Genomic DNA, 23,787 nt, shown 5'->3' with positions numbered 1-23,787 from the left:
AGTTGCCTAGGGGCTTGAGCTGTTGGCAAAACCACTCTAGCCCTTAGGCAACTAATAACTAGGAAGAGACATGACCACCCTGAAATCCCAACTTAACCCGCGCTCGGCCGATTTCCAGGCCAACGCGGCGGCCATGGCCAGCGTGGTCGCCGACCTGCACGAAAAGGTCGAGAAGATCGCCCTCGGCGGCCCGGAAGCGGCGCGCCAGAAGCACATTGCCCGTGGCAAGTTGCTGCCGCGCGAGCGGGTCAATGGCCTGCTCGACCCCGGCACGCCCTTCCTCGAAATCGGCCAGTTTGCGGCCTACGGCATGTACGGCGGTGACGTGCCGGCCGCCTCGGTGATCGCCGGCATCGGCCGGGTCAATGGCGTCGAATGCATGGTCGTTGCCAACGACGCCACCGTTAAGGGCGGCACCTATTACCCGCTGACTGTAAAAAAACATCTGCGCGCCCAGGAAATCGCCCTCGAAAACCGGCTGCCCTGCGTCTATCTGGTCGATTCCGGCGGCGCCTTTTTGCCCATGCAGGATGAGGTCTTTCCGGACAAGGAACACTTCGGCCGCATCTTCTTCAACCAGGCCAACCTGTCGGCCGCCGGCATTCCGCAGATCGCCGCCGTCATGGGCTCATGCACGGCCGGTGGCGCCTACGTGCCGGCCATGTGCGACGAGTCGATCATCGTCAAGAATCAGGGCACGATCTTTTTGGGTGGTCCGCCGCTGGTCAAGGCGGCGACCGGTGAAGTGGTGTCGGCCGAAGACCTCGGCGGCGCTGACGTCCATACGCGCATATCCGGCGTGGTCGATCATCTGGCCGAGAACGATGCCCACGCGCTGGCCATCGCCCGGCGCATCGTCAAGGATCTGAACTGGAAGAAACAGCCGCCGGTCACCCTGACTGTACCCACCGAACCAGCCTATGCCGCCGAAGAATTGTACGGCGTCATCCCGACCGACGCGAAAAAGCCCTTCGACGTCCGCGAGATTATTGCCCGCATCGTCGATGGCTCCGATTTCGACGAATTCAAGGCCCGCTACGGCACGACGCTGGTTTGCGGCTTTGCCCGCATTTACGGCTACCCGGTCGGTATCGTCGCCAACAACGGGATTTTATTCAGCGAATCGGCGCTCAAGGGTGCACATTTCATCGAACTTTGCGCCCAGCGCGGGATTCCGCTCGTTTTCCTGCAGAACATCACCGGCTTCATGGTCGGCCGCAAGTACGAAAACGGCGGCATCGCCCGCGACGGCGCAAAGATGGTGACTGCCGTCGCCACCGCCAAGGTGCCGAAATTCACCGTCGTCATCGGCGGCTCGTTCGGCGCCGGCAACTACGGCATGTGCGGCCGCGCCTACTCGCCGCGCTTCCTGTGGATGTGGCCGAACGCCCGGATCTCGGTCATGGGCGGCGAACAGGCGGCCGGCGTGCTGGCCACCGTCAAGCGCGACGGCATCGAAGCCGCCGGCAAGACCTGGAGCGCCGAGGAAGAAGCCGCCTTCAAGGACCCGATCCGCGAGCAGTACGAGACGCAGGGCCACCCCTACTACGCCTCGGCCCGACTGTGGGACGACGGCATCATCGATCCGGCCGATACGCGCCGGGTGCTCGGCCTTGGGTTGTCGGCGTCGATGAACGCCCCGGCCGAAGAGACGAAGTTCGGCATTTTCCGGATGTAAGGCAATGTACCTACCCAAGCATTTTGCGGAAACCGACGTCGGCATCATGCACGAGCTGATGCGCGCCTTTCCACTCGCCACGGTCGTCACGCAGGGTGCGGACGGGCTGGAGGCCAACCATATCCCGTTGCATCTGGATGCGGCTGCCGGGCCGAACGGCAGCTTGCGCGGCCACATTGCGCGGGCCAATCTGCTGGCGGCGGATGCCACGGTCAACCGGAAAATTCTCGTCATTTTCAAAGGTCCGGACTGTTACATCAGCCCGTCGAACTACGCGACCAAGGCCGAGCATGGCAAGGTGGTGCCGACCTGGAATTACACGGCGGTGCATGTCTATGGCGAGCTACGTCTGATTGACGATGCTGACTGGCTTTTGGCCCAGTTGCATGCGTTGACCGCTGAGCACGAAGCCGGGTTGCCGCGTCCGTGGGCGGTTGATGATGCGCCGGCTGATTACATCGGGAAGATGCTTGGGGCGGTTGTCGGGATCGAGATATCCATCGACCGCTTAGTCGGAAAATGGAAGGTTAGCCAGAATCAGCCGGCGGTTAATCAGGCGAGTTTGATTGCGGCGATGGATGGGCAGCCGATGGCTGGGTTGATTCGGGAGAGGGGTTTGAAATGAGATTTTCCTTATTTCAGCTTGGGGTTCCTTTGAATGAGGTTGGGGTTCCGCCTTGTTGGCGGGCGTACTTTTTCTTGCTTCGCCAAGAAAAAGTAGCCAAAAAGAAGGCGACCCCGGGGGCGGCGCCCTTCGGGTTCCTTGCGCTACTCGGCAGGCCGGGCGGCTGGCTAAACTCGCCTGCGGCTCAGACAACGCCAGCCGACGGCCCCCGGCCCGCCTGCGTTGCTCAGCGCCTTGCACGGGGACCCCAAAGACGTCCTCGCTCAACCGTCGTTCACCAAAAAGCCAGTTTCCACGGTCAACCGGAAAATACGACCAAAAATGAAATCTGCCATTCAGGCACCCAAGCTCAAGCACGGATCGTTTCACCGGGCCCCTTGAGAGGTGCCGAGCAACGCAGGAAGGCCGGGGGATTTCGGCGAGGACTGTCTGAGGGGCGCAGCCCCGAGTTCCGCAGCCGCCCGGCCTGCCGAGTAGCACAGGGAACCGGCAACGCCGGCACCGACCCAGGGTCGCCTTTTCTTTGCTTACTTTCTTTTGGCGAAGCAAAAGAAAGTAAGCCGCCCCGCAAGGGCGGAACCCCAAGCTAATCAAACAAAAATAGCCAATAAAGAGACAAACAAATGCCCTTCCAAGCCTTGGAAATACAACTCACCGGCCCGGTCGCCACGATCTGGATGAACCGCCCCGACCTCCACAATGCCTTCGATGAAACCCTCATCGCCGAACTGACCGCCGCCTGCATCGCCATCGAGGCCGATAACGACATCCGCGTCGTCATCCTCGCCGGCCGTGGCAAGAGCTTCTCAGCCGGGGCCGACCTCAACTGGATGAAGCGTGCCGCCAATAACGGCCTCGATGACAACCTCAACGACGCCCGCGCCCTGGCCCGCATGCTCCGCGTGCTGGCCGAAATGAAGAAGCCGACCATCGCCCGCGTCCAGGGTGCCGCGCTCGGTGGCGGCATGGGTCTGGCCGCCGCCTGCGACATCGCCGTCGCCTCGACCAAGGCCGTCTTTGCAACATCCGAAGTCAAGTTCGGCATCATCCCGGCGGCCATTTCGCCCTACGTCCTGCGCGCCATTGGCGCCCGCCAGGCTTACCGCTATTTCCAGTCGGCCGAGCGCATCGATGCCGCCCGCGCCCGCGAAATCGGCCTCGTCCATGAAACCGTCGAGCCGGAACAACTGGATGCCAAGGTGCAGGAAATCGTCGGCTCGCTGCTGCAAGGCGGCCCGCTTTCCCAGGCCGCCGCCAAGGATCTGATCCGCGCCGTCAGCGGCCGGCCGATCAACGACACGCTGGTTGACGACACCGCCCACCGCATCGCCCACCTGCGCACCACGCCGGAAGCCCGCGAAGGTATCACTGCCTTCCTCGACAAACGTTCACCCGCCTGGATTGGGGAATAAGCCGTGTTCAACAAAATTTTGATCGCAAACCGTGGCGAGATCGCTTGCCGTGTCATCAAAACGGCTCGCCGCATGGGCATCCGTACTGTCGCCGTCTATTCCGAGGCCGATGCCAACGCCCGCCATGTCCGCCTCGCCGACGAGGCCGTACTGCTCGGCCCGGCCGCCGCCCGCGAGTCCTACCTTGTCGCCGACAAGATCGTCGATGCCTGCAAGCGCACCGGCGCCCAGGCAGTCCATCCCGGCTACGGTTTCCTCTCCGAAAACGCCGATTTTGCCGATGCGCTGGCCGCCAACGGCATCGCCTTCATCGGCCCGCCGGCTTCGGCGATCCGCGCCATGGGCTCCAAATCGGAAGCCAAGAAATTGATGGGCAAGGCCGCCGTACCGCTCACCCCGGGCTACCACGGCGACGACCAGACGCCGGCCCTGCTCCACCAGGAAGCCGACGCCATCGGCTATCCGGTGCTGATCAAGGCAGCAGCCGGTGGTGGCGGCAAGGGCATGCGCCTGGTTGAACGCTCCGAGGATTTCCCCGACGCCCTCGCCTCGTGCAAGCGCGAAGCGATTTCCAGCTTCGGCAACGATCACGTGCTGATCGAAAAATACATCACCAAGCCGCGCCACATCGAAATCCAGGTCTTCGCCGACACGCAGGGCGATTGCGTCTATCTCTTCGAACGCGACTGTTCGGTGCAACGCCGCCACCAGAAGGTGCTCGAGGAAGCCCCCGCCCCCGGCATGACCGATGCGCGCCGCCACGAGATGGGCAAGGCCGCCGTCGCCGCCGCCAAGGCCGTCGGCTATGTCGGCGCCGGCACCGTCGAGTTCATCGCCAACCAGGACGGCTCGTTCTATTTCATGGAAATGAACACCCGCCTGCAGGTCGAGCACCCGGTCACCGAAATGATCACCGGCCAGGACCTCGTCGAATGGCAGTTGCGCGTCGCCGCCGGCCAGCCGCTGCCGCTCGCCCAGGAACAACTGCAGATCCGCGGTCACGCCCTCGAAGCGCGCATTTACGCCGAGGATGCCAACAAAGGCTTCCTGCCCTCGACCGGCATGCTGGTCCGTCTGTCGCCACCGGCCGAAAGCCTCAACGTCCGCGTCGACACCGGCGTCGAGGAAGGCGACGAGATCACGCCTTTCTACGACCCGATGATCGCCAAGCTCATCGTCTGGGACGAGCATCGCGACGCCGCGCTGGCGCGGATGCGCAAGGCGCTGGCCGACTATCAGGTGGCCGGGGTGACCACCAATATCGATTTCCTCTCCCGCCTCGTCGCCTGCCCGGCCTTTAGTAACTCTAGCGGCGCCGACCTCGACACCGGCCTGATCGAACGCCAGAAGGAATTCCTCTTCCCCGCCACCCAGGCCGTGCCGCGCGATGCGCTGCTCGTCGCCACGGTCGGTGAACTGCTCTGGGAACAGCACGCAGCCAAACAGGCCGCCAAGGCCAGCGGCGACCCGTGCTCGCCGTGGCACGCCCGCGACGGCTGGCGGATGAACCTCTCTGCTGCCCGCATGATCGGCTTTCGCGACGGTGACAGCCTGATCGAAACCCTGGTGCGCTACCAAGGCGACAAATGGCAGATCACGATCCACGGCCAGACCACGCTGGCCCGCGGCAAGAAGCTCGACGGCGACCGCTTCGCCGTCGAACTCGACGACCGCCGGCTGATGGCCAGCGTTGTCGCGGTCGATGAAAAACGCAGCATCTTTCTCAATGGAAGCACGTACTCACTTCTCCGTGACGACCCGCTGCATTTAGTCGAAGCCGGCGGTGCGCAGGGCGGCGGCCTGACCGCGCCGATGCCCGGCAAGGTCGTCGCCCTGCTCGCCCAACCGGGCCAAAAGGTGGAAAAAGGCGCCCCGCTGCTCATCCTCGAAGCGATGAAAATGGAGCACACCATCACCGCTCCCGCCGCCGGCATCATCAAGACTTTCTGCTATGCAGCGGGCGAGCAAGTGAGCGATGGCGCTGCGCTGGTCGAATTCGAAGGCGTGTCATGAGTCGGGCGCGGTTACCATGCACCCGGTGAGAACATGTCGCTAACTGTCGCTTTCGTCGGAGCCGTTCGTGGAAGACCTGAATTCTCTACAATCCCTTGGCCTGACCCTGCCGACGCCGGCCTACCTGATCGGCGCCATCATCTTCGGGCTGCTCGGGTTGGCCGGCTACCGCTACGGAAAACAACGCGCCCGCCCCTACGTCAAATGGCTGGGCGTCGCGCTGATGCTCTACCCCTACGCCATTTCCGAAACCTGGCAACTCTACGCCGTCGGTCTGGCGCTTTGTACTGCCACTTACTGGTTACGCGATCAGGATTGAACGGAATATCCTGCCTTCTGATGCCAACTTGCTGAGCATTCACCATGAACCTGACAAAACACGTAAAAATCGTCGAAGTCGGCCCGCGTGACGGCCTGCAAAATGAAGCGCAGGTGGTCCCCACCGCGATCAAGATCGAATTGATCGAACGCCTCGCCGATGCCGGGCTACGCGTCATTGAAGCGACCTCCTTCGTCTCGCCGAAATGGGTGCCGCAGATGGGCGACAACGCGGCAGTCATGCGTGGCATTAAACGCAACGCTGCCACGGTCTACCCGGTTTTAACGCCAAATTTGCAAGGTTTTGATGCAGCCATAGAAGCCGGCGCGAGCGAAGTCGCCATCTTTGGCGCCGCCTCCGAGAGTTTTTCCCGAAAAAACATCAATTGCTCGATTGCCGAGAGCCTGAAACGCTTCGAACCGGTTGTTTCGGCCGCCTCGGCACTGGAAATCCCGGTCCGCGGCTATGTTTCCTGTGTTGTCGGCTGTCCGTACGAAGGTGCAGTCGACCCGAAAAAGGCCGCCGAAGTCGCCAAGACCCTGTTCGACATGGGTTGCTACGAAGTCTCCCTCGGCGACACCATCGGCGTCGGCAATCCGGCTTCGGTCAAACGGCTGATCGAAGCCTGCGCCAAACTGCTCCCCATCGAAAAACTGGCCGGCCATTATCACGACACCTACGGCATGGCCATCGCCAACATCTACGCCTCGCTGCAGATGGGCATGGCCGTATTCGACAGTTCGATCGCCGGCCTTGGCGGTTGCCCATACGCCAAAGGCGCCTCCGGCAACGTGGCAACCGAGGACGTTGTTTATTTATTGCAAGGCATGGGCATTGAAACCGGCATCGATCTGGCTAAACTGGCAGCTGTCGGCGACTGGATTTCCAGCGCCATCAACCGCCCGAATGGCGCCAAGGCCGGCCGGGCTCTTTGTGCCAGGTCCGAGTGAGCCTTCTTTCCACCGTCGCTGATTTTCTCAAGCCTGCGCCGCCGCTGGATCCGTCCCTGCGCAAGGCGCTCGACCGGGTGGCCGAGATGGTGGACCCGATGCTCAAGGCTGCCCCGGGTTTCGAAAAACACCTGAGCGGCCCTGTCGACTATGCGCTGGGTTACTGCGACGGGCTGGTCGCCTCACTACCCGGCCCGATCGACATCAACCGCAAGGCCTTTGCTGACGATCCGCTGGTGCACGCGCTGTTCGCCACGGCCGGCGACATCGACCAGATGCTCGGCCGCAGCCAGGCCGTGCGCGACTTTCTCGCCGAGCCGTGCAGCTGGGAAAGCGAATATTTCTACGCCATGTTTGCTGCCCGCCGGCAACAGAAAAAACAGCTCGGCTTGGCGCAACAGGGCGATGTCATCCGCAGCGATGTCCCCCAGCTCGTGCTCTTTTTCTCCGGCCAGACGCTGATCGAGCCGAGCTGCCAGCTCGACACCACCCTGCACGGCCTGCGCTGCAAGGCCCTGGAAAGCCTGCTTCACACCTTCCACGCCCACGTCAAGGCCCTGCGCGACGAACGCGAAGGTCTGCGCGCCGATGTGTCGGTCGAGCGCGCCCACCTGACCGTCCTGCGCGGCACCTCGGGCGGCCATGCACTGGAAGTCGGCACTCGTCACCTGGCCGAGCTCGACGCCAAACTGCGCCACACCGCCGAATCGCTGATGCCCGAACATCTGGTCCACGCGCTGGCCGACTACCTCAAGTCGCCCGAACCGGCTCTGCACCTGACACCCGTCAGCATCACGGTGGACCGTCAGGGCGTTGTGACCGACGACGGCAACGAGGACATCAACGCCCATACCCTCAACTTCCCGGAACTAACTGCCCGCGACCGCCGTCTTCATCTGGCCATGCTGGCCAGAATCAGTCGCGACGAAGCCCTCGAAGCCGTTGAAATGGTCCGCGACCAGCAACACCGCTTCATGTTGATTTGAATGACAACTCCCTCACCCTGCATCAATATCTGCAAGATGGATGCGAACAACGGCCTGTGCCAGGGCTGCTTGCGCACTATCGATGAAATCACGGCCTGGTCGCGCCTCGACGCCGCCGAGCAGCAGCACATCCTGGCCAACGTCGCCCGGCGACGCCACGAACAGGCCCCGCAGGAAAGCGATATACGCAGCAACGGCAACGCAAAATGAACAACCAGGACGAAGAACTCTACCAATGCGTCGGCATCTGCATGGCCGACCCCGATTCCGGCTATTGCCTCGGCTGCGGCCGGCCGCCGCTGAGCGCGCCGGGCATCGTGGCCGAACTGGCCGTGCCGACGACAACTCAGCCGGCCAATCGTGACGGTAGTCCGGAAAAGCCGGAATGAGCGTAGCCCTCCCGGCCAGTCTGCTCGTCCTCGAACGCGGCTGGCTGTCGGCCAACAACATCCTGCTTTTCGACGGCGATCAGGCCACCCTGATCGATAGCGGCTACGTCACGCATGCCGAACAGACGGTCGACCTGGTCCATCACGCCCTGGCCGGCCGCAGCTTGGCCCGCCTGATTAACACCCATTCGCATTCCGACCATATCGGCGGCAACGCTGCGCTCAAGGCGGCCTTCGACTGCGCGATCATCGTCCCGGCCGGCCTGCACGCGGCCATTGCCGACTGGGACAAGGATGCCCTGCTGCTCTCCCCGCTCGGCCAGCAAAGCGCGCGCTTCCAGCACGACAGCCTGATCGACGCCAACGACGAAGTCGAGATGGGCGGCCTCAACTGGCAGGCGCTCGCCGTTCCCGGGCACGACATGGAGGCACTGGCCTACTACAACCCGGAAAAGCGCATCCTGATTTCCGGCGATGCCCTGTGGGAAAACGGCTTCGGCGTCATTTTCCCCGAACTGCTCGGTGAAGCCGACGGCCTGGCCAGCGCGCAGGAAACCCTGGAAATGCTCTCCCGGCTGCCCATCGACATCGTCATTCCTGGCCACGGCAAGCCGTTTTCCACGGTCGACGCGGCTTTTGAACGGGCTTTCCGGCGCCTTGCCAACTTCCGCAGCAATATCGGACAACTCGCCTGGCATGCCATCAAGGTCATCGTGTCGTTCGCAATGATGGAAAAACGCCAGTTGCCGAAAGCCGACTTCCCCGCTTTCGTGCTCGCGCTGCCCTTTGCCGTCGACGTCAATGCCCGCTTCCTCAATCTCTCCGATGAGCGGCTGGTGGCCGGCGTCGAACGCGAACTGCTGCTGGTCAATGCCCTCAGACTCAGCGATGGAATGATCACCGCCGGCTGATCGAACTGGCTCCCGCGCTAGCCAAGCCGTACAATGAAACCCTAATATAAAAAGGGGTTTGGCAATGAGTTTCCGCAACCGCCTGTTACTCGGCATGGCCTTGATCATGGCCGCTTTCATTGCCGCTGTTATCGTCGCCAACAGCGGCCTGCGCAGCACCTCGGCGCGCTTCGGCAGCTTCCTCGATGGCATCGGCGCCCTGCAGCACGGCTATCAGGACATGTACAGCCAGGGCCTGCAAATGGGCCAGGCGTTGCGCAACATTGTCCTCGACCCGAGCAATCCCAAGGCTTTCGAGAATCTCGAAAAAGCCCGCAAGGACTTCGCCACGGCACGCGAAGCTGCCACCCGCGCCGCCTCGTCCGTCGACGGCTTCAGCAGTTCGCTGGCTCGCCTCGGACCGCTCGCCCAGGCCCAGGCCGATGCCCAGACTGAAGTTCTCGCGGCGATCAAGGCTGGCCGCACGGACGACGCGAAGACTCTGATCAACAGCAAGGAAACGCCCGCCTGGCGCGCCTTGAAGAAGGCCCTGCTCGATGACCTCGAGGTCATCGACAAGGCCACCGATGCCCAACGCCTTGAAGTCGCCGGCAAGGCCGAGCAGGCCGGAAACATCGTGCTGGCGCTGTCGGCACTGGCCATTCTGGTCGGTATCGCCAGCGTCGTTACCACGCTGGCCTACGTGCGCCGCGAACTCGGTGGCGAACCCGGCTACGCCCGCCAGGTCGCAAATGCGGTGGCCACCGGCGACCTGACGCAGCCGATCACCATTGCCGATGGCGACCAGGACAGCCTGCTGGCCGGGCTGGCCGCCATGCAGACCCACCTGCGCGAGCTGGTCGGCACGCTCGCCAGGCATGCGAACGACGTGGCCCAGACGGCGACCCAGATGGCGTCGGCCACCTCGCAGGTAGCGAGCGGCAGCGATCAGCAACTGGATGTCGCGCGCAGCATGGTCAGCAACGGCGAGAGCCTTTCGCAAAGCCTCCATCAGGTCATGGGTGCGGTCAATGAGGCCGAGCAGATCGTCAAGGGATCGAGCGAAATTTCCGGCAGCGGCGCGGCACTGGCCAGCAAGGCGGCAGAAGAAACGAAATCTATGGCCAGTTCGGTGCAGGTCACGGCCACCCACATCCGCGAACTGGGCACGCTATCCGCCCAGATCAATTCCATCCTTGGCGTCATCTCCGATATTGCCAGCCAGACCAACCTGCTCGCCCTCAATGCCGCCATTGAAGCGGCGCGCGCCGGCGAACAGGGACGCGGCTTTGCCGTGGTTGCCGACGAGGTACGCAAGCTGGCCGAACGCACCACGAAATCGACCGCCGAAATATCCGCCATGGTCGACAGCATCCACACTGGCACGGCGCGCGCCGTCGATGCCATGGAATCCGGCATGCGCCAGGTCGATGACAGCGTCCAGTTGTCCAATCAGGCCCGCGATGCTTTCGACCGGATGAACACCAGCTCACTCGAGGTGACGCAGGTGGTGGCACGCATTACCGATGCGATCAGCGTCGAATATCAGAACGAAGGCACCATGCAGAAGCACATCGAGCAAGTTCGCAACCTGATCGAAGTGGGTGCCCGCGCCATGCGCGACGTCGTGGCGTCGGCCGAGCGCCTGAAGGGCATGGCCGGCGAGTTGAACCAGCAGATTTCCCGCTTCAAGTTGTAGGCCGGGCAGCGCACATCGCAAAAAAGCGGCGTTCAACGCCGCTTTTTTTCGCCCTGAAAACTCTTTCAGGCGGGCAGATTCACGGGCAGGAAACGCTGGACGAGGCGCACCCAGTAGCTGGCGCCCAGCGTCAGCAATTCGTCATTGAAGTCGTAGTGCGGGTTATGCAGCGTGCAGCCGCCGGTGCCCGGGCCATTGCCGAGCCAGACGTAGCAGCCCGGCTTTTCATTGAGCATGTAGGCGAAATCCTCGGCGCCCATCGAGGGCAGGATGTCGGTCAGCACGCGTTCCGGCTTGAACACCTCGGCGGCGACTTCGCGGCAGAATTTGGCTTCGTTGACGCTGTTGACCGTCGGCGGGTAGCGGTGGTCGAACTGGACACTGATTTGCGCCCCATTGGCCGCGGCGATACCGCTGCACAACCGTTCGACGGCGCGCTCGATGCCTTCCTGCACCTCCGGCTTGAAGCTGCGGATGGTGCCGCGCAACACCACTTCTTCGGGAATGATGTTCCACGCCTCGCCGGCATGAAATTGGGTGACGCTGACCACGGCCGATTCGCACGGGTGCAGCGTGCGACTGACCACGGTTTGCAGGGCCTGCACGAGTTGCGCCCCGGCAACGATGGAATCGACCCCCTGATGCGGCATGGCGGCATGACAGCCGTGGCCGCGCACGATGATTTCGAAAGCGCAGGTGCCGGCCATGACCGGCCCGGGCATGACGGCCATTTCGCCAACCGGGATGCCCGGCCAGTTATGCAGGCCGAACACGGCCTCGACCGGGAAGCGCTCGAACAGGCCGTCCTCGATCATCACGGCGGCGCCGCCTTCGGATTCCTCGGCCGGCTGGAAGATGAACACGGCGACGCCGTCGAAATCGGGGTGCTGCGCCAGATGGCGGGCGGCGCCGAGGAGCATGGCGGTATGGCCGTCGTGGCCGCAGGCGTGCATTTTTCCGGCGTGCTTCGAGTGATGCGGGAATTCGTTCATTTCGGCCAACGGCAGCGCGTCCATGTCGGCGCGCAGGCCGACCATTTTGGTCGAGGTGCCGGCGCGCAAGACGCCAACGACGCCGGTTTTGGCGATGCCGCGATGGACTTCGAGGCCGTAACGCTCCAGTTCGCCGGCGACGATGTCGGCCGTCCGCTGCTCATTGAAAGCCAGTTCGGGATGGGCATGAATGTCGCGGCGCAGCGCGGTCAGTTCGGCCAAAAAGGGGAGGTCAAGCAGAGGAATTGTCGGGGGCATGATGATCTCCTGTTTTTTTCTATTATGCCGCGGGTTGATACCGGGCGCCGCCTTGATTATGCTCTGCCCCCATGGAACTCATTCTGATCAGCGGACTTTCCGGCTCCGGCAAGTCCGTCGCCCTGAACCTGCTTGAAGACGCCGGTTATTACTGCGTGGACAACCTGCCGGTGATCATGCTGACGGTGCTCGCCGGGATGCTCAAGGAAGAAAATGTCGACAAGGTGGCCGTCGCCATCGACGCCCGTTCCGGGCACGGCATGGATCTGCTGCCGGCCAAGCTCGACAAATTGAAGGAAGACGGCGTCGAAGTCACCTTTCTCTTTCTCTTTTCCCACGAGGAAACGCTGCTCAAGCGCTATTCCGAATCGCGGCGCCGTCACCCGCTGGCCACCGCCGGACAGACGCTGGAAGAAGCCATCCGGGCTGAAAACAAGTTGCTCGAGCCGATTTCCACCCTCGGCCACCGCATCGACACCAGCGGCATGAAGGCCAGCGGCCTGCGCGAATGGGTCCGCCAGTTCATCGAGGCCGAACCCGGCCAGGGCCTGACATTGATGTTCGAATCCTTCGGCTTCAAGCACGGCATCCCGCTCGACGCCGATCTCGTCTTCGACGTCCGCTGCCTGCCCAACCCGCACTACGACCCGGAATTGCGCGCCCTGACCGGCAAGGACCAGCCGGTCGTCGACTTCCTCGAAGCCGAGGAAGAAGTCCGCCGCATGCGCGATGATATCTGCCGCTTCGTCGCCACTTGGCTACCGGCCTACATCCGCGACAACCGCAACTATCTGACGGTGGCCATCGGCTGCACGGGTGGCCAGCACCGCTCGGTTTACCTGGCCGAATGGCTGGCCAACGAATTCGCCACGCGCGCCCGGGTGCTCGTCCGCCACCGTACGCTGGCCGGCGCCTGAACGTGAACGACTGCCCAGGCCGGCATGTACCGGCCCGCTTGACCGCCGTCAGCACCGTCGACAAGCCGCAGAACAATTCCCACGGTCAACCGGAAAAAATGGCCAAAATTGAAATGCCCCGGCACCGGGCAAGGCCATGAACTGGCTGACCCTGATCCGCCCCGGCGACTGGCTGATCATGCTGCTCAGCGCTGCCGCCGTCGGCATCAGCATCCCGGTTTTCTGGCAGGGCGGACTGGCCGACCGCGCCATCATCCGCCAGGAAGGCCGCGTTTTCGCCGAAGTCGACCTCAAGGCGCGCAAGCAATACGAAGTCGCCGGCCCGCTCGGCACCACCTTGATCGCCGTCGAACCCGGCCGCGCCCGCGTCGTTTCCGACCCCAGCCCGCGCCAGTATTGCGTCAAGCAGGGCTGGCTCATGCGTCCCGGCGAAATCGCCATCTGCGCCCCCAACCGCGTCAGCGTCCAGATCGCCGGGCGGACCAAGGTCTATGACTCGATCAGTTATTAAGCTCACCGTCACCGCCGAAGACCGCCGCGTCGCCTGGCTGGCCACGGCGGCCGTCGGCCTGTCGCTGGTCGACGCCGCCATCCCGTCGCCGCTGCCCGGCGTCAAGCCGGGCCTGGCCAACATCGTCACCCTCGTCGTGCTGGCCCGCTACGGCTGGGGCACGGCGGTCTGGGTGAGCGCCCTGCGGGTTTTGGCCGGCAGCCTGCTGCTCGGCTTCTTCCTCGCCCCCGGCTTCTTCCTGTCGCTCACCGGGACGACGCTCAGCCTGCTCACCCTCGGCCTCGCCCGCCATCTGCCCAAGCGCTGGTTCGGCCCGGTCAGCCTGTCCATTCTCGCCGCCTTCGCCCATATCGGCGGCCAGTTGCTGCTCGCCCGCGTCTGGCTCATTCCGCACGACGGGGTCTTTCTCCTCACCCCGGTTTTCGCCGCCGCGGCACTGGTTTTCGGCACCATCAACGGCCTGATCGCGGCTAAACTGTTGGCTGAACCCGCCCCCACGGAAGCTGCCTGATGTCCAAGACCATCTGCCTCGCGCTGACCGGTGCCTCCGGCATGCCCTACGGCCTGCGCCTGCTCGAATGCCTGCTCGAATCGGGTTGCAAGGTGCAGCTGCTCTACTCGCAAGCCTCGCAGGTCGTCGCCAGGCAGGAACTCGAATTCGACCTGCCATCGCGGCCGAGCGATGCCAAGGCCGCCCTGCTCGCCCGCTATCCTGCGGTCAATCCGGAAAACCTCGCCGTCTACGGACGCGAAGAATGGTTCGCCCCGGTCGCCTCCGGCTCCAACCCGCCCGACGCCATGGTCGTCTGTCCGTGCAGCATGGGCACCCTGGCCGCCATTGCTCAGGGCCTGGCCGACAACCTGATCGAACGCGCCGCCGATGTCGTCCTGAAAGAAGGCCGCAAGCTCGTTCTGGTGCCGCGCGAAACGCCGTTCTCGGCCATCCACCTCGAAAATATGCTGCGCCTGAGCCGCGCCGGCGCCGTCATCCTGCCGCCCAACCCCGGCTTCTACCACCACCCGCAAAGCGTCCAGGACATCGTCGATTTCGTCGTCGCCCGCGTCCTCGACCAGATCGCCGTGCCGCACACGCTGATGCAGCGCTGGGGCGAGGAGAGCTGACATGGGCTGGTTCGACTTCGTCCGCTCGCCGACTGGCAACGCCGTCGAAACGATGCGCATCCCGCTCTTCCCGCTCAACACCGTGCTTTTCCCGGGTAGCGTGCTGCCGCTCAAAATCTTCGAACAGCGCTACCTCGACATGGCCGCCGCCTGCATGAAGGACGGCTCGCCCTTCGGCGTCTGCCTCATCGAAAAAGGCAGCGAAGTCGGCGCCACTGCCGAACCGCACGCCGTCGGCACGCTGGCCAGCATCGGCGACTGGGAAATGGAACAGCTCGGCATTCTGATGATCACCGCCCACGGCAGCCGCCGCTTCCGCATCATCGAAACCAGCGTCGGCTCCAATAACCAACTTGAAGCCAGCGTCGAACTGCTCGCCGAAACCGGCCCGACGCCGCTGCCACCCGAACGCCAGCGCCTCGTGCCGCTGCTCCGCCGCGTCGTCGACGACCTCGGCAACGAACGCCTGCCCGAACCGCACCGCTACGACGAAGCCGAATGGGTCGGCTTTCGCATCACTGAAGTCCTGCCCATCCAGAACCTCGCCAAGCAAAAACTGCTCGAACTCGACGACCCGCTCGCCCGCCTCGAAATCCTCGAAAAATACCTCGACCAGCGGAAACTGCTCGGTTGACTGCGACAAAGAGTGAAACTGCGGCGGGAATCACTCCCCCCGCCAACTCTGCCGGTTATTGATCAGAAGGGCTCTTGCCCGGATAGCAGGCCGCTCTGGACTCGCCGTCGATCGCCACAAGACATCTCGAAAATTCCACAACCGAAGGCGAACTCAGCCGCCGACACCGCCCCGCCGGCCAATGATCAGCCACTGCCGCAGGGTGGCAAAAAAAGTCGCTGGTTCGAATGGCTTGGTCACGAAGTCGTTCATTCCCGCCTCAAGGCAACGTCGACGGTCTTCGGCGAAGGCATTGGCCGTCATCGCAATGATCGGGATGGTCTGCCAGCCGGGCAGCTCGCGAATTTTCCGGGTGGCTTCCAGGCCATCCATGACCGGCATCTGCATGTCCATGAGAACCAGCGCGAAGCTGTTCTCGCGGGCCTGGGCCAAGGCTTCGGCACCATCGGCCACCGCGCTCACCGTCAGTCCGGCATCTTCAAGGAAGGTGAGCGCCACCTCGCGATTGATCGGTTCGTCTTCCACGAGCAGGATGGGAGTGCCGAAAAACTCACGGAGCAATTCCGCTTCGGCGCTGATTACCCCGTCCTCCGGCCGGTCTCCCACGGCACCGGCGGCAGACTTTTCCAGCCAGGCGGTGAACCAGAAAGTGCTGCCCACCCCGACCTCGCTAGTGGCGCCGGATTCGCCCCCCATCAATTCGGCCAGGCGCTTGGTGATGGCCAGGCCAAGACCGGTGCCGCCATATTTCCGGGTGGTCGAGGCATCGGCTTGCTCGAACGGCGTGAACAGCCGCGGCATGATTTCCGGCGCAATGCCGATCCCGGTGTCCTCGACTTCGGCGCGGACTAGAACTTTGCCGTCCCGCTCGTCCAGCTGGCGAATACGGACCGCGACAACGCCTGCTTCGGTGAATTTGATGGCGTTGCTGGCAAGATTGAGCAGAGACTGAGTAAAGCGCGTGACGTCGCCACGCACCCGGTGGCCGATCGGCTCACAGCTCACGGTCAGCGTCAGGGCCTTGGCGGCAGCCCTTTCCTGCAGCATGGAGGCGATGTTGGCAGTGACCTCGCCGAGGTCGAAATCACTCAGCTGCAGTTCGAGTTTTTCGGCTTCGATCTTCGACAAGTCGAGAACATCGTTGATCACGGTCAGCAAATGCTGGGCGGAGCGGTCGATCTTGACGAGCAGGTCCTCCTGCCGGGGCTCGACATGGCCGCGCCGGAGGATATTGCCAAGGCCGATGATTGCATTCAGGGGGGTGCGGATTTCATGGCTCATATTGGCCAGGAAGGCACTCTTCGCCCGATTCGCGGTCTCGGCCGCCTGGCGCGCGGCGATCCAGGCCTGCTCGGCCTTCTTGCGGACAGTGTTGTCGATGCTGGTGGACAAGCTGTGCAGAAATTCACCGCGCTCGTCGTAAACCGCCCGGGCGTTCAACAGCAGGGGAAGGACGCGGCCATCCTTGCGCCGGAACTCGACTTCCAGGCCACCCAGTTCGCCGGCGGCCAGGAAGCGCGGAAAATTCTCCTGAAAGATGGCCTGGCTTTCAGGTGTCATCAGATCCATGGCCCGCCGGCCGATCAGTTCCTCGCGGCGGTAACCTAGCCAGTCGCACTCGGTCGCATTGATATTGACGAAAACGCCATTGGGGTCCAGCGAATGGTAGCCGCAGGGCGCCCGGTTGTAGAGATCGGACAATTGGCTGGTTCGCTCGCCGACGAGCGCCTCCAGCGAGTTGCGATGGCGTTCGAGTTCGGCTTCGACACGCTTGCGCTCGGTGACATCAGCAACCGTGGCCAGAGCGTAATGTTCCCCATCCACGTCCATGCTGCTCAGGCTGATTTCGACGAAGAACTCGCTGCCGTCGCGACGGACGCCGCGGATATCGCGGACTAGGGACATCGGCCGTTTTTGCCCCGGGGTGCTGAAGAATGCGGTCCTCTCCCCGACATGGCGCTGACGGATACTCTCCGGCACCAGGACTTCTACAGACTGGTCGAGGAGTTGCCCCGGAGCGTAGCCGAACATCTTTTCCACAGCCGGGTTGGCCATGACCATACGACCGCCCTGGTCGACGACCAGCAAGCCCTCCAGGCTGGACTCCCAGACCTGGCTAAAACGCACTTCGCTGCTTTCCTGAGCTGCCTCAGCCCGGTACAGATCGGAAATATCGACAAAGGTCAGGACGGCACCGGCATTTTTCCCCACTTCATTCCGGTAGGGATCAATCTGCATCAGGAAATGGAATTCGCCCTGATTGACCCGCTCCACCACCGAGTTGCCGCTGGTCACGACGTCATTGATATGGGCGCGCAGATCGGGCAATTGCAGATGACAGGGAATGCCGAACAGGGATTGCCCAAGGTCGCCGGCCACCAGGCCGAAGATGCGGGTCGCCAGCGGGTTGTAGCGGGTGACGTGACCCTCCCGGTCAACCACGACCAGGCTGTTGCGGATGGAATTCTGAATATTGCCCAGCGTGGTATTGAGGAGCGTCGCCTCCTGGGACTTGACGCGCAACTCGTCATTGAGAGTGGTCAATTCCTCGTTGGACGACTGAAGTTCTTCGTTGGAAGCCTGCAACTCCTCGCTGGACGACTGGACTTCTTCGTTGAGCGACTGGAGTTCCTCGTTGGAAGCTTCCAGCTCCTCGATGACCGCCTGCAGGTGTTCGCGGGTGTCGGCCAGTTCCTGGCGCAGCCGCACGATGTCCTCGGCCCGGCCATCGTCCCTGACGGCGGCGACGGAGCCGGATGGCAGACGGGTTTCTTCGAAACTGAAAAGGTAGGTCCATTCCCCGCTGTCGGGCGTCGAATCGACCCGCCGGAGGACCGGGCGGACCCGCAAGGCTTCGCCGCCGGCCATGAGTTCGACGGAAACACCCTCGAGATGGCTCAACCCCTCCTGAATCAGCCGGTAACCGATGGCTTTCAGTTCATTGCGCAACTCCGGCAGGCAGAGGGCGAATACCGAAAAATCGGCAGTGTCCTCGGGCAGCGAAAAATATCGTCGTGAGGAGCCAAAAAAGTGGAGGGGTTCGAAGCTGCCATTGACCAGCACCCCCGGGGGACCATAGGCCCCGGCAATGGTTGCCAGGGCTGCACTTTGCTGCGACTGCCGCAGCGGAGCGACATTGGCTCGGGCCAGCACGGGGCGAATGGCCCCGGAAATCGGCATGGCCAGGCGGGCAAAACGCAAGGGGCGCGGCGCCGTGCCGGTCCGCCGGCGATAGACCTTCTGCCCACCGTCGAGGCTCTCGAACAAAGGCGAATTGAAACCGGTGGATTCGGAGCGGCCGAGCAGCAACAGGCCATCCGGGTTCAATGCATAGTGAAAAGTATTGATCAGTTCGGTCTGTTGCTCAGGCTTGAAATAGATCAGCAAATTGCGGCAACTGATCAGATCCATCTTGATGAAAGGCGGATGGGCAGTGACATCATGGAGCGAAAAGACGCAGAGTTCGCGGATCGCCTTCTTGATCCGCCAGTCACCGCCTTCCTGGGCAAACCAGCGCTCCTGGCGCTCCGCACTAAGGCCGTCCAGGCCTTCGCTCGGGTAGACCCCGACGCGGGCAAATTCGAGGGCGCCCTGGTCGATGTCGGTAGCGAAAACGTGGACCGCGAAACTGGTCAGGCGCTCAGCCAGAATTTCGGCCAGCAGAATGGCGATGGAGTAAGGCTCTTCGCCGGTCGCACAGCCCGGCACCCAGACCCGGATGGAGTCCCCGGGAACCTTGCCGGCAACCAGGCGGCGCAGGGTTTTTTCCAGTGCCTCGAAGGCCGCCGGGTCGCGGAAAAATGATGACACCGAGATCATGAACGACTGCTGCAGCCTCTGCAGTTCGTCCGGCTGCGTCGTCACATGGGCCAGATATTCCTCAAGAGAGCCCAGACCCAGAGCACGGCAACGGCGGATGGTCTGGCGGCGCAGCGTATTTTCCTTGTACTGATCGAGGTCGAGTCCGGTCGCCGCAGTCACCCGGCGGAAAAGCTCGGCAAAGGTCTGGGTGCTGGCATCGAGCGGTTCCGCATTCCTGACCTCCTTGAGGCCATCGACCTGGTTCAGCCAGTCGGCGATCTGGTCCACGCCGCCGATCAAATCGACGACGCCGGCGGCGATGGCAGCTTCGGGCATGCCGGGCTGCACCGCCTCTTCCGGCAACTGGACGATGACCGTGCCGCGCATCGCGTTGATCGCCCCGGCACCAGCGGTTCCATCATGCCCCGAGCCGGAAACGATGACGGCGACCGCCCGGTCGCCAAAGCATTCCGCCACGGACTGGAAAAGCAGGTCGACCGAAGGGGCGATGTGGCCCGTCTCGTCGCTTGTTGTCAGGGCGAGGCATGAGCCACGCACCTCAATGTGATGGCCTGGCGGGCAGACATAAACATGGTCGGCCAGCAGTCGCTCGCCGTTGCGGGCCTGGACCACGGTCATTTCGCTGCGGTCGGCCAAGAGTTCCGGCAGGTTGCTCGGCTGTTTGGGGGACATGTGGTGCGCCACCACATAGACGGCCGTGCCCTGGCGCTTCAAGCCACGCAGGATGGGGCGCAGCGCCTGCAAGCCGCCCGCCGACGCGCCAAAGGCGACAACGCGAAGCGCTTGCTGTTCATTCCCGTTTGCTGCCAAAGCCCCTCCAGACGGGATGCCAAGCAATCCCTGCAGAATCATCACAAGCGATTCATAAACTCGCACAGATTGTAGCCAGCCCGGCCACTAGCTGCCATCCTTTATTTGGATCGCGACTATGTCGTTTCGCAGGCCAGCAATTTCAGGAGTCGGGCGCCAGCAAACCGAGATGATGAACGCATGATTGAAAGTCGCTTGCAGTGTCCCAACTTTGACAACAAAAAAGCCAACCGGTGCGGGTTGGCTTTTTCTTTTTTAGATCAACGATCTGCCTGAGTTCGATGTGGAGCGGGCGATGGGAATCGAACCCACGGCTCTAGCTTGGGAAGCTAGGGTATTACCATTATACGACGCCCGCTCTGGGCTGCAGGCCGCATTCTAAGCGCAGAAGGCGGCCGGTTCAATCATCCTGAACGGGGTCGGCCCAATTGCTTATGCGGTCACTGAAAGCAGCGAAGCAATCCCGCTGTTTTCCTGACCCTGGCCGGTGCCATAGGCGTGCATCAATTGCATGATTTTCATCATCAGTTGGGCATCGCTGTTGTTTGCCGCGGTCGTCGCGGTGGCTGTCCCGGTATCGGAGGCTGAGGTCGACTCGGTTGATTTGTCGTAGGCCATGGCCTCCTGGAAGCTGACTTTGCCGTCGCTATCGGTGTCCGCAGCTTCGAAATTGTTGACGATCTTGTTGATCAGCTCGGTGCGCTGCGTATCGCCGCTGTCAGCCGACTCGAGCTGGCTGGTCAGCTCTTCCTTGGTGAAGCCGGCGTCGTCGGCTGGCGGCGGCGGGGGTGGCATGCCGCCGGCGCCGTGCATCTGGCCACCGAACTGGCTGCTGACTGACTCCTGCAATTTGGCGAGTACGCTGGCGAACTCGTCTTTGGTGACCTTGCCGTCGCTGTTGCTATCCAGCGCGGTGAAGACGTCATCGGCGTTCGTGCTGCTGGTGCTTTGACTGGCGTTGCTGGTGATCTGGCTGAAGGCCGCGGCCAGATCGCTTTTTTCGAGATAGCCCTGACTCTTGGTGTCCAGCTTTGAAAACAGCATGCTTGCCATTTGAGATGCTTGGTTGATTCCACTTAACATGATTGGCTCCTTGGATGAAATTGACGAAATGCCTGGCCTTTGGCCAAGTAGCTTTCCTTGTGCAATTTATCGGCCAAAACCGGGGTGATTTGACGGCGCTTTGGGTTAATCCGGGTAAAAGAATGTTAAGAAAATCGCTTTTCGGATGCGTTTTTTGGAAATAGGCCGGCAATTACCCGAATTTTTGGCCAATTTGCGGCAAATTCCGCTCGCCGGCAATATTTGCCGATCGTTACCTGACTGAATCAATCGGACATGAGGTAAATCTCTGTAAATCAGCCGCCCGCGGTCGCCACCCTTGGCTATGATTGGACTGGATAATTTTGTGGGTGAATAACCAATGGCGGCAGTTTTGCTGGTGGACGACGACGTGGAACTGGCCGAGATGCTGGGCGACTATCTGGCCCAGGACGGCTTTGTGGTGACCACGCTGCACGATGGCCTGAGCGGCGCCGAGGCGGCGCTTTCCGGGCAATACGCCATTGCCGTGCTCGATGTGATGATGCCGGGTCTTTCCGGCGTCGAGGTCTTGCGCCGGATCCGGGCGGTCAGCGCGATGCCGGTGCTCATGCTGACGGCCAAGGGCGACGACATGGATCGCATCGTCGGCCTTGAACTGGGCGCTGACGATTACGTCCCCAAACCCTGCCAGCCGCGCGAACTGGCCGCCCGCCTGCGCGCCATCCTGCGTCGCTCTGCCCCCCCGGCCGAGCCGAGCAACGCCCCGCTGGTGGTCGGCGATTTGTGCATTCGGCCGGAACAGCGTCTGGCCGAATGGGCTGGCGTCGCTGTCGACCTGACCAGCACAGAATTCAATTTGCTCGAGGTGCTGGCCCGCAACGCCGGGCGGCCGGTCAGCAAGAGCGATCTGTCGGAGCAGGCGCTGGGCCGGGCACTGGTCCGTTTTGACCGGAGCATCGACGTCCATTTGTCGAGCATTCGCCACAAGCTGGGCACGCTGGCCGATGGGCGCTCGTGCATCCAGACAGTTTACCGGCAGGGCTACCAGTTGATCCGGTCCTGAGATGGGACGGCTGTTCTGGAAGTTCTTTCTCTTCATCTGGCTCGGTCAGGTTGCGGCCATCGTCGGCACCGGCGCCTTTTTCTGGTTTGAGCACCAACAGTCGCCCATGCGGGCTGATTGGCCCCCCCCGCCGCCGCAGCTTGGCGAGCACCGTCCGCCGCCGGAATTCGAGCGAAGTGGACTGCCCCATCACCCGCCGCCGCCCGACGGTAATCGACCGGGCGGCCCGCTGCCGATTTTTCCGTTGATCGCCGGCCTGATCGCCAGCCTGTTCTGTGCGGCCGGCGTGGCGTGGTACTTCGCCAAGCCGATTCGCCATCTGCGCAACGCCTTTGCCACGGCGGCCGAGGGCGATCTCGATACCCGAGTGGGCAGCGCCATGGGCGGCCGGCGCGACGAATTGGCCGATCTGGGACAGGATTTCGACCGCATGACCGAGCGCTTGCAAGCCTTGATGGTGGCTCAGAAACGCCTGCTGCACGATGTTTCGCACGAAATGCGCTCGCCGCTGGCCCGCCTGCAGGCGGCGATTGGTCTGGCCCGGCAACAGCCGGGGCGGCTTGAAGATTCGCTGGCGCGCATCGAGCGCGAGGGCGAACGCATGAACGGGCTGATTGGCGAACTGCTCACCCTGTCACGGCTCGAGGCGGGCGTTTCCGGTCCGCAGGAAAAAGTCGATCTGAGTGAGCTGCTGGCCGAGATCGTCGAGGATGCCCGTTTCGAGGGCGCGGCCGAGCAGGTCGGCATCGACTACGCGGCTGCGCCGGGGCTTTTCGTGCAGGCCAATCCGGAGTTGCTGCACCGGGCCATCGAGAACGTGGTGCGCAACGGGCTGCGTTTTTCGCCGGCCGGAACGTGCCTGCAGATCGAGGCAAAACAGGAAGCTGACGGCATGATCCGTCTGCATATCGCCGACCAGGGTGTGGGCGTGCCGGAAGCCGAACTGGAAGCGATTTTCACGCCGTTTTATCGCGGGCGGAATCTGGCGACGGGCGACGGCTACGGGCTTGGGCTGGCGATTGCCCGGCAGGTGATTTCCACGGTCAACGGGAAAATTGCCGCAAAAATGAAATCGGATGGCAGTGCCGGCCTGCTCATCGAGATCGTCTTGCCGGCGGCCGTCTGAGACTCAGGCGAGTTCGGACAATTCCCGGTAGCGGCCGGCGTGGAACAGTAGCGGCGCGAGGTCCGGCGTTTCGCTGAAGCGTTCGATGCTGCCGACGAAAATGGTGTGATCGCCAGCGGCGTGTTCGGTGACCTTGGCCATTTCGAAAGTCGCGCAGCATCCGGGGAAGACCGGTGCACCGCCAGAACCGGCCTGCCAAGGCAGGCCGACAAAGCGGTCGGCCGGCCAGGTGGCAAAGCGATTCGACAAATCCTGCTGGTCGGCGGCCAGCACGTTGATGGCGTGATGCGTGGCCTTGCGGAAGGCTTCGAGGTTGTGCGACTTGTTGTCGAGGCACCAGAGAACGAGCGCCGGATCGAGCGAGACAGCCGCGAAGGAATTGACGGTCAGGCCGATGGGATGGCCATCCGGGTCGATGGCCGTGACGATGGTGACGCCGGTGGCATAGCGCCCCAGGGCGTTGCGCAGGGCGCGGCTGTCGTTTTGCGGTTGGGTCATCGGGTCAGGCGGATAGGCCGAAAGAAAAA

The 23,787-nt window shown here is 62.9% G+C and carries 22 protein-coding genes, 1 tRNA gene and 1 pseudogene; 19 read left to right on the top strand and 5 right to left on the bottom strand.

The features are described 5' to 3' along the window. Positions 1–70: 70 nt before the first annotated feature. From KI613_RS00625 to KI613_RS00575, 11 genes are all read left to right on the top strand, one after another. Positions 71–1,678: a carboxyl transferase domain-containing protein gene (locus KI613_RS00625; protein ID WP_226403306.1), complete on the top strand. Its 1,608-nt coding sequence runs from the start codon at positions 71–73 to the stop codon at positions 1,676–1,678. Positions 1,679–1,724: 46 nt separating this feature from the next. Beyond that, the gene (locus tag KI613_RS00620; RefSeq protein WP_404826964.1) at positions 1,725–2,303 is read left to right on the top strand and encodes an FMN-binding negative transcriptional regulator; all 579 of its coding nucleotides are present in this window, start codon (positions 1,725–1,727) and stop codon (positions 2,301–2,303) included. Positions 2,304–2,926: 623 nt separating this feature from the next. Next, a complete protein-coding gene (locus KI613_RS00615; protein ID WP_226403304.1) occupies positions 2,927–3,715 on the top strand; it encodes an enoyl-CoA hydratase/isomerase family protein in 789 nt (262 codons plus the stop codon). Between the two features lie 3 nt (positions 3,716–3,718). After that, positions 3,719–5,728: an acetyl/propionyl/methylcrotonyl-CoA carboxylase subunit alpha gene (locus tag KI613_RS00610; protein ID WP_226403303.1), complete on the top strand. Its 2,010-nt coding sequence runs from the start codon at positions 3,719–3,721 to the stop codon at positions 5,726–5,728. A gap of 67 nt (positions 5,729–5,795) precedes the next feature. Next, positions 5,796–6,047 carry a hypothetical protein gene (locus KI613_RS00605; RefSeq protein ID WP_226403302.1) on the top strand — a complete coding sequence of 84 codons (252 nt, stop codon included), beginning with the start codon at positions 5,796–5,798 and terminating at the stop codon, positions 6,045–6,047. A 44-nt stretch (positions 6,048–6,091) separates the two neighbouring features. Continuing rightward, positions 6,092–6,997 (top strand): hydroxymethylglutaryl-CoA lyase, encoded by a 906-nt coding sequence (locus KI613_RS00600; protein ID WP_226403301.1) that lies wholly within the window; start codon positions 6,092–6,094, stop codon positions 6,995–6,997. After that, the gene (locus KI613_RS00595; protein WP_226403300.1) at positions 6,994–7,983 is read left to right on the top strand and encodes a hypothetical protein; all 990 of its coding nucleotides are present in this window, start codon (positions 6,994–6,996) and stop codon (positions 7,981–7,983) included. Before KI613_RS00600 ends, KI613_RS00595 begins: the two co-directional genes overlap by 4 nt. Continuing rightward, entirely contained in the window at positions 7,984–8,193 is a 210-nt protein-coding gene (locus tag KI613_RS00590) for a DUF1289 domain-containing protein (RefSeq protein WP_226403299.1), read from the top strand. After that, positions 8,190–8,372, top strand: coding sequence for a DUF1289 domain-containing protein (locus KI613_RS00585; RefSeq protein ID WP_226403298.1), 183 nt, complete (start codon positions 8,190–8,192; stop codon positions 8,370–8,372). The genes KI613_RS00590 and KI613_RS00585 overlap by 4 nt, the downstream gene beginning before the upstream one ends. Next, positions 8,369–9,283, top strand: a complete 915-nt coding sequence (locus KI613_RS00580) for an MBL fold metallo-hydrolase (protein ID WP_226403297.1) — start codon at positions 8,369–8,371, stop codon at positions 9,281–9,283. The genes KI613_RS00585 and KI613_RS00580 overlap by 4 nt, the downstream gene beginning before the upstream one ends. A gap of 64 nt (positions 9,284–9,347) precedes the next feature. Continuing rightward, positions 9,348–10,961 carry a methyl-accepting chemotaxis protein gene (locus KI613_RS00575; protein WP_226403296.1) on the top strand — a complete coding sequence of 538 codons (1,614 nt, stop codon included), beginning with the start codon at positions 9,348–9,350 and terminating at the stop codon, positions 10,959–10,961. A 65-nt stretch (positions 10,962–11,026) separates the two neighbouring features. Here the strand turns inward: KI613_RS00575 and KI613_RS00570 are convergent, their stop codons facing one another. Next, on the bottom strand, positions 11,027–12,211 hold the full coding sequence (locus tag KI613_RS00570; RefSeq protein WP_226403295.1) for a M20 aminoacylase family protein: 1,185 nt from the start codon (positions 12,209–12,211) through the stop codon (positions 11,027–11,029). A gap of 71 nt (positions 12,212–12,282) precedes the next feature. Between KI613_RS00570 and rapZ the strand changes: the two genes are divergently transcribed. From rapZ to KI613_RS00545, 5 genes are all read left to right on the top strand, one after another. Next, positions 12,283–13,128, top strand: coding sequence for an RNase adapter RapZ (rapZ, locus tag KI613_RS00565; RefSeq protein WP_226403294.1), 846 nt, complete (start codon positions 12,283–12,285; stop codon positions 13,126–13,128). 136 nt (positions 13,129–13,264) lie between these two features. Next, the gene (locus tag KI613_RS00560) at positions 13,265–13,639 is read left to right on the top strand and encodes a NusG domain II-containing protein (protein ID WP_226403293.1); all 375 of its coding nucleotides are present in this window, start codon (positions 13,265–13,267) and stop codon (positions 13,637–13,639) included. Continuing rightward, positions 13,620–14,150, top strand: a complete 531-nt coding sequence (locus KI613_RS00555; protein WP_226403292.1) for a Gx transporter family protein — start codon at positions 13,620–13,622, stop codon at positions 14,148–14,150. The genes KI613_RS00560 and KI613_RS00555 overlap by 20 nt, the downstream gene beginning before the upstream one ends. Continuing rightward, the gene (locus tag KI613_RS00550) at positions 14,150–14,761 is read left to right on the top strand and encodes a flavin prenyltransferase UbiX (protein WP_226403291.1); all 612 of its coding nucleotides are present in this window, start codon (positions 14,150–14,152) and stop codon (positions 14,759–14,761) included. The genes KI613_RS00555 and KI613_RS00550 overlap by 1 nt, the downstream gene beginning before the upstream one ends. 1 nt (position 14,762) lies before the next feature. Continuing rightward, positions 14,763–15,395 (top strand): LON peptidase substrate-binding domain-containing protein, encoded by a 633-nt coding sequence (locus KI613_RS00545; protein WP_226403290.1) that lies wholly within the window; start codon positions 14,763–14,765, stop codon positions 15,393–15,395. A gap of 153 nt (positions 15,396–15,548) precedes the next feature. Here KI613_RS00545 and KI613_RS00540 read toward each other — a convergent pair whose 3' ends face one another. The 3 genes from KI613_RS00540 to KI613_RS00530 form a co-directional block, all read right to left on the bottom strand. Then, positions 15,549–20,069, bottom strand: coding sequence for a PAS domain S-box protein (locus KI613_RS00540; RefSeq protein WP_226405805.1), 4,521 nt, complete (start codon positions 20,067–20,069; stop codon positions 15,549–15,551). 242 nt (positions 20,070–20,311) lie between these two features. Then, positions 20,312–20,385, bottom strand: a tRNA-Gly gene (locus KI613_RS00535). Between the two features lie 74 nt (positions 20,386–20,459). Further along, positions 20,460–21,080: an EF-hand domain-containing protein gene (locus KI613_RS00530; RefSeq protein ID WP_226403289.1), complete on the bottom strand. Its 621-nt coding sequence runs from the start codon at positions 21,078–21,080 to the stop codon at positions 20,460–20,462. A gap of 370 nt (positions 21,081–21,450) precedes the next feature. On the opposite strand from KI613_RS00530, the gene KI613_RS00525 reads away from it, so the two are divergent. The 3 genes and pseudogenes from KI613_RS00525 (at position 21,451) to KI613_RS21330 (ending at position 23,260) form a co-directional block, all read left to right on the top strand. Then, positions 21,451–22,134 carry a response regulator transcription factor gene (locus KI613_RS00525; protein ID WP_226403288.1) on the top strand — a complete coding sequence of 228 codons (684 nt, stop codon included), beginning with the start codon at positions 21,451–21,453 and terminating at the stop codon, positions 22,132–22,134. Position 22,135: 1 nt separating this feature from the next. Further along, positions 22,136–22,726 (top strand): annotated as a pseudogene (locus tag KI613_RS21335) (HAMP domain-containing protein); the annotation flags it as partial. A gap of 183 nt (positions 22,727–22,909) precedes the next feature. Next, entirely contained in the window at positions 22,910–23,260 is a 351-nt protein-coding gene (locus KI613_RS21330) for a sensor histidine kinase (RefSeq protein ID WP_404827022.1), read from the top strand. A gap of 3 nt (positions 23,261–23,263) precedes the next feature. Here KI613_RS21330 and KI613_RS00515 read toward each other — a convergent pair whose 3' ends face one another. Next, positions 23,264–23,758 carry a flavin reductase family protein gene (locus KI613_RS00515; RefSeq protein ID WP_226403286.1) on the bottom strand — a complete coding sequence of 165 codons (495 nt, stop codon included), beginning with the start codon at positions 23,756–23,758 and terminating at the stop codon, positions 23,264–23,266. Positions 23,759–23,787: the final 29 nt, after the last annotated feature.

The sequence above is a fragment of the Ferribacterium limneticum genome (assembly GCF_020510585.1).
Classification (GTDB): Bacteria; Pseudomonadota; Gammaproteobacteria; order Burkholderiales; family Rhodocyclaceae; genus Azonexus.
The sequence above is the reverse complement of the archived record's forward strand: the minus strand, read 5'-3'. Positions and strand labels throughout refer to the sequence as shown.

Bases quoted from the DNA above. Each gene is read 5' to 3' on its own strand.
- KI613_RS00580 (WP_226403297.1), top strand. From the start codon at position 8,369: ATGAGCGTAGCCCTCCCGGCCAGTCTGCTCGTCCTCGAACGCGGCTGG.
- KI613_RS00560 (WP_226403293.1), top strand. From the start codon at position 13,265: ATGAACTGGCTGACCCTGATCCGCCCCGGCGACTGGCTGATCATGCTG.
- KI613_RS00540 (WP_226405805.1), bottom strand. From the start codon at position 20,069: ATGATTCTGCAGGGATTGCTTGGCATCCCGTCTGGAGGGGCTTTGGCA.
- rapZ (WP_226403294.1), top strand. From the start codon at position 12,283: ATGGAACTCATTCTGATCAGCGGACTTTCCGGCTCCGGCAAGTCCGTC.
- KI613_RS00600 (WP_226403301.1), top strand. From the start codon at position 6,092: ATGAACCTGACAAAACACGTAAAAATCGTCGAAGTCGGCCCGCGTGAC.
- KI613_RS00625 (WP_226403306.1), top strand. From the start codon at position 71: ATGACCACCCTGAAATCCCAACTTAACCCGCGCTCGGCCGATTTCCAG.
- KI613_RS00615 (WP_226403304.1), top strand. From the start codon at position 2,927: ATGCCCTTCCAAGCCTTGGAAATACAACTCACCGGCCCGGTCGCCACG.
- KI613_RS00575 (WP_226403296.1), top strand. From the start codon at position 9,348: ATGAGTTTCCGCAACCGCCTGTTACTCGGCATGGCCTTGATCATGGCC.
- KI613_RS00550 (WP_226403291.1), top strand. From the start codon at position 14,150: ATGTCCAAGACCATCTGCCTCGCGCTGACCGGTGCCTCCGGCATGCCC.
- KI613_RS00590 (WP_226403299.1), top strand. From the start codon at position 7,984: ATGACAACTCCCTCACCCTGCATCAATATCTGCAAGATGGATGCGAAC.
- KI613_RS00585 (WP_226403298.1), top strand. From the start codon at position 8,190: ATGAACAACCAGGACGAAGAACTCTACCAATGCGTCGGCATCTGCATG.
- KI613_RS00545 (WP_226403290.1), top strand. From the start codon at position 14,763: ATGGGCTGGTTCGACTTCGTCCGCTCGCCGACTGGCAACGCCGTCGAA.
- KI613_RS00525 (WP_226403288.1), top strand. From the start codon at position 21,451: ATGGCGGCAGTTTTGCTGGTGGACGACGACGTGGAACTGGCCGAGATG.
- KI613_RS00555 (WP_226403292.1), top strand. From the start codon at position 13,620: ATGACTCGATCAGTTATTAAGCTCACCGTCACCGCCGAAGACCGCCGC.
- KI613_RS00620 (WP_404826964.1), top strand. From the start codon at position 1,725: ATGCACGAGCTGATGCGCGCCTTTCCACTCGCCACGGTCGTCACGCAG.
- KI613_RS00515 (WP_226403286.1), bottom strand. From the start codon at position 23,758: ATGACCCAACCGCAAAACGACAGCCGCGCCCTGCGCAACGCCCTGGGG.
- KI613_RS00530 (WP_226403289.1), bottom strand. From the start codon at position 21,080: ATGGCAAGCATGCTGTTTTCAAAGCTGGACACCAAGAGTCAGGGCTAT.
- KI613_RS00570 (WP_226403295.1), bottom strand. From the start codon at position 12,211: ATGCCCCCGACAATTCCTCTGCTTGACCTCCCCTTTTTGGCCGAACTG.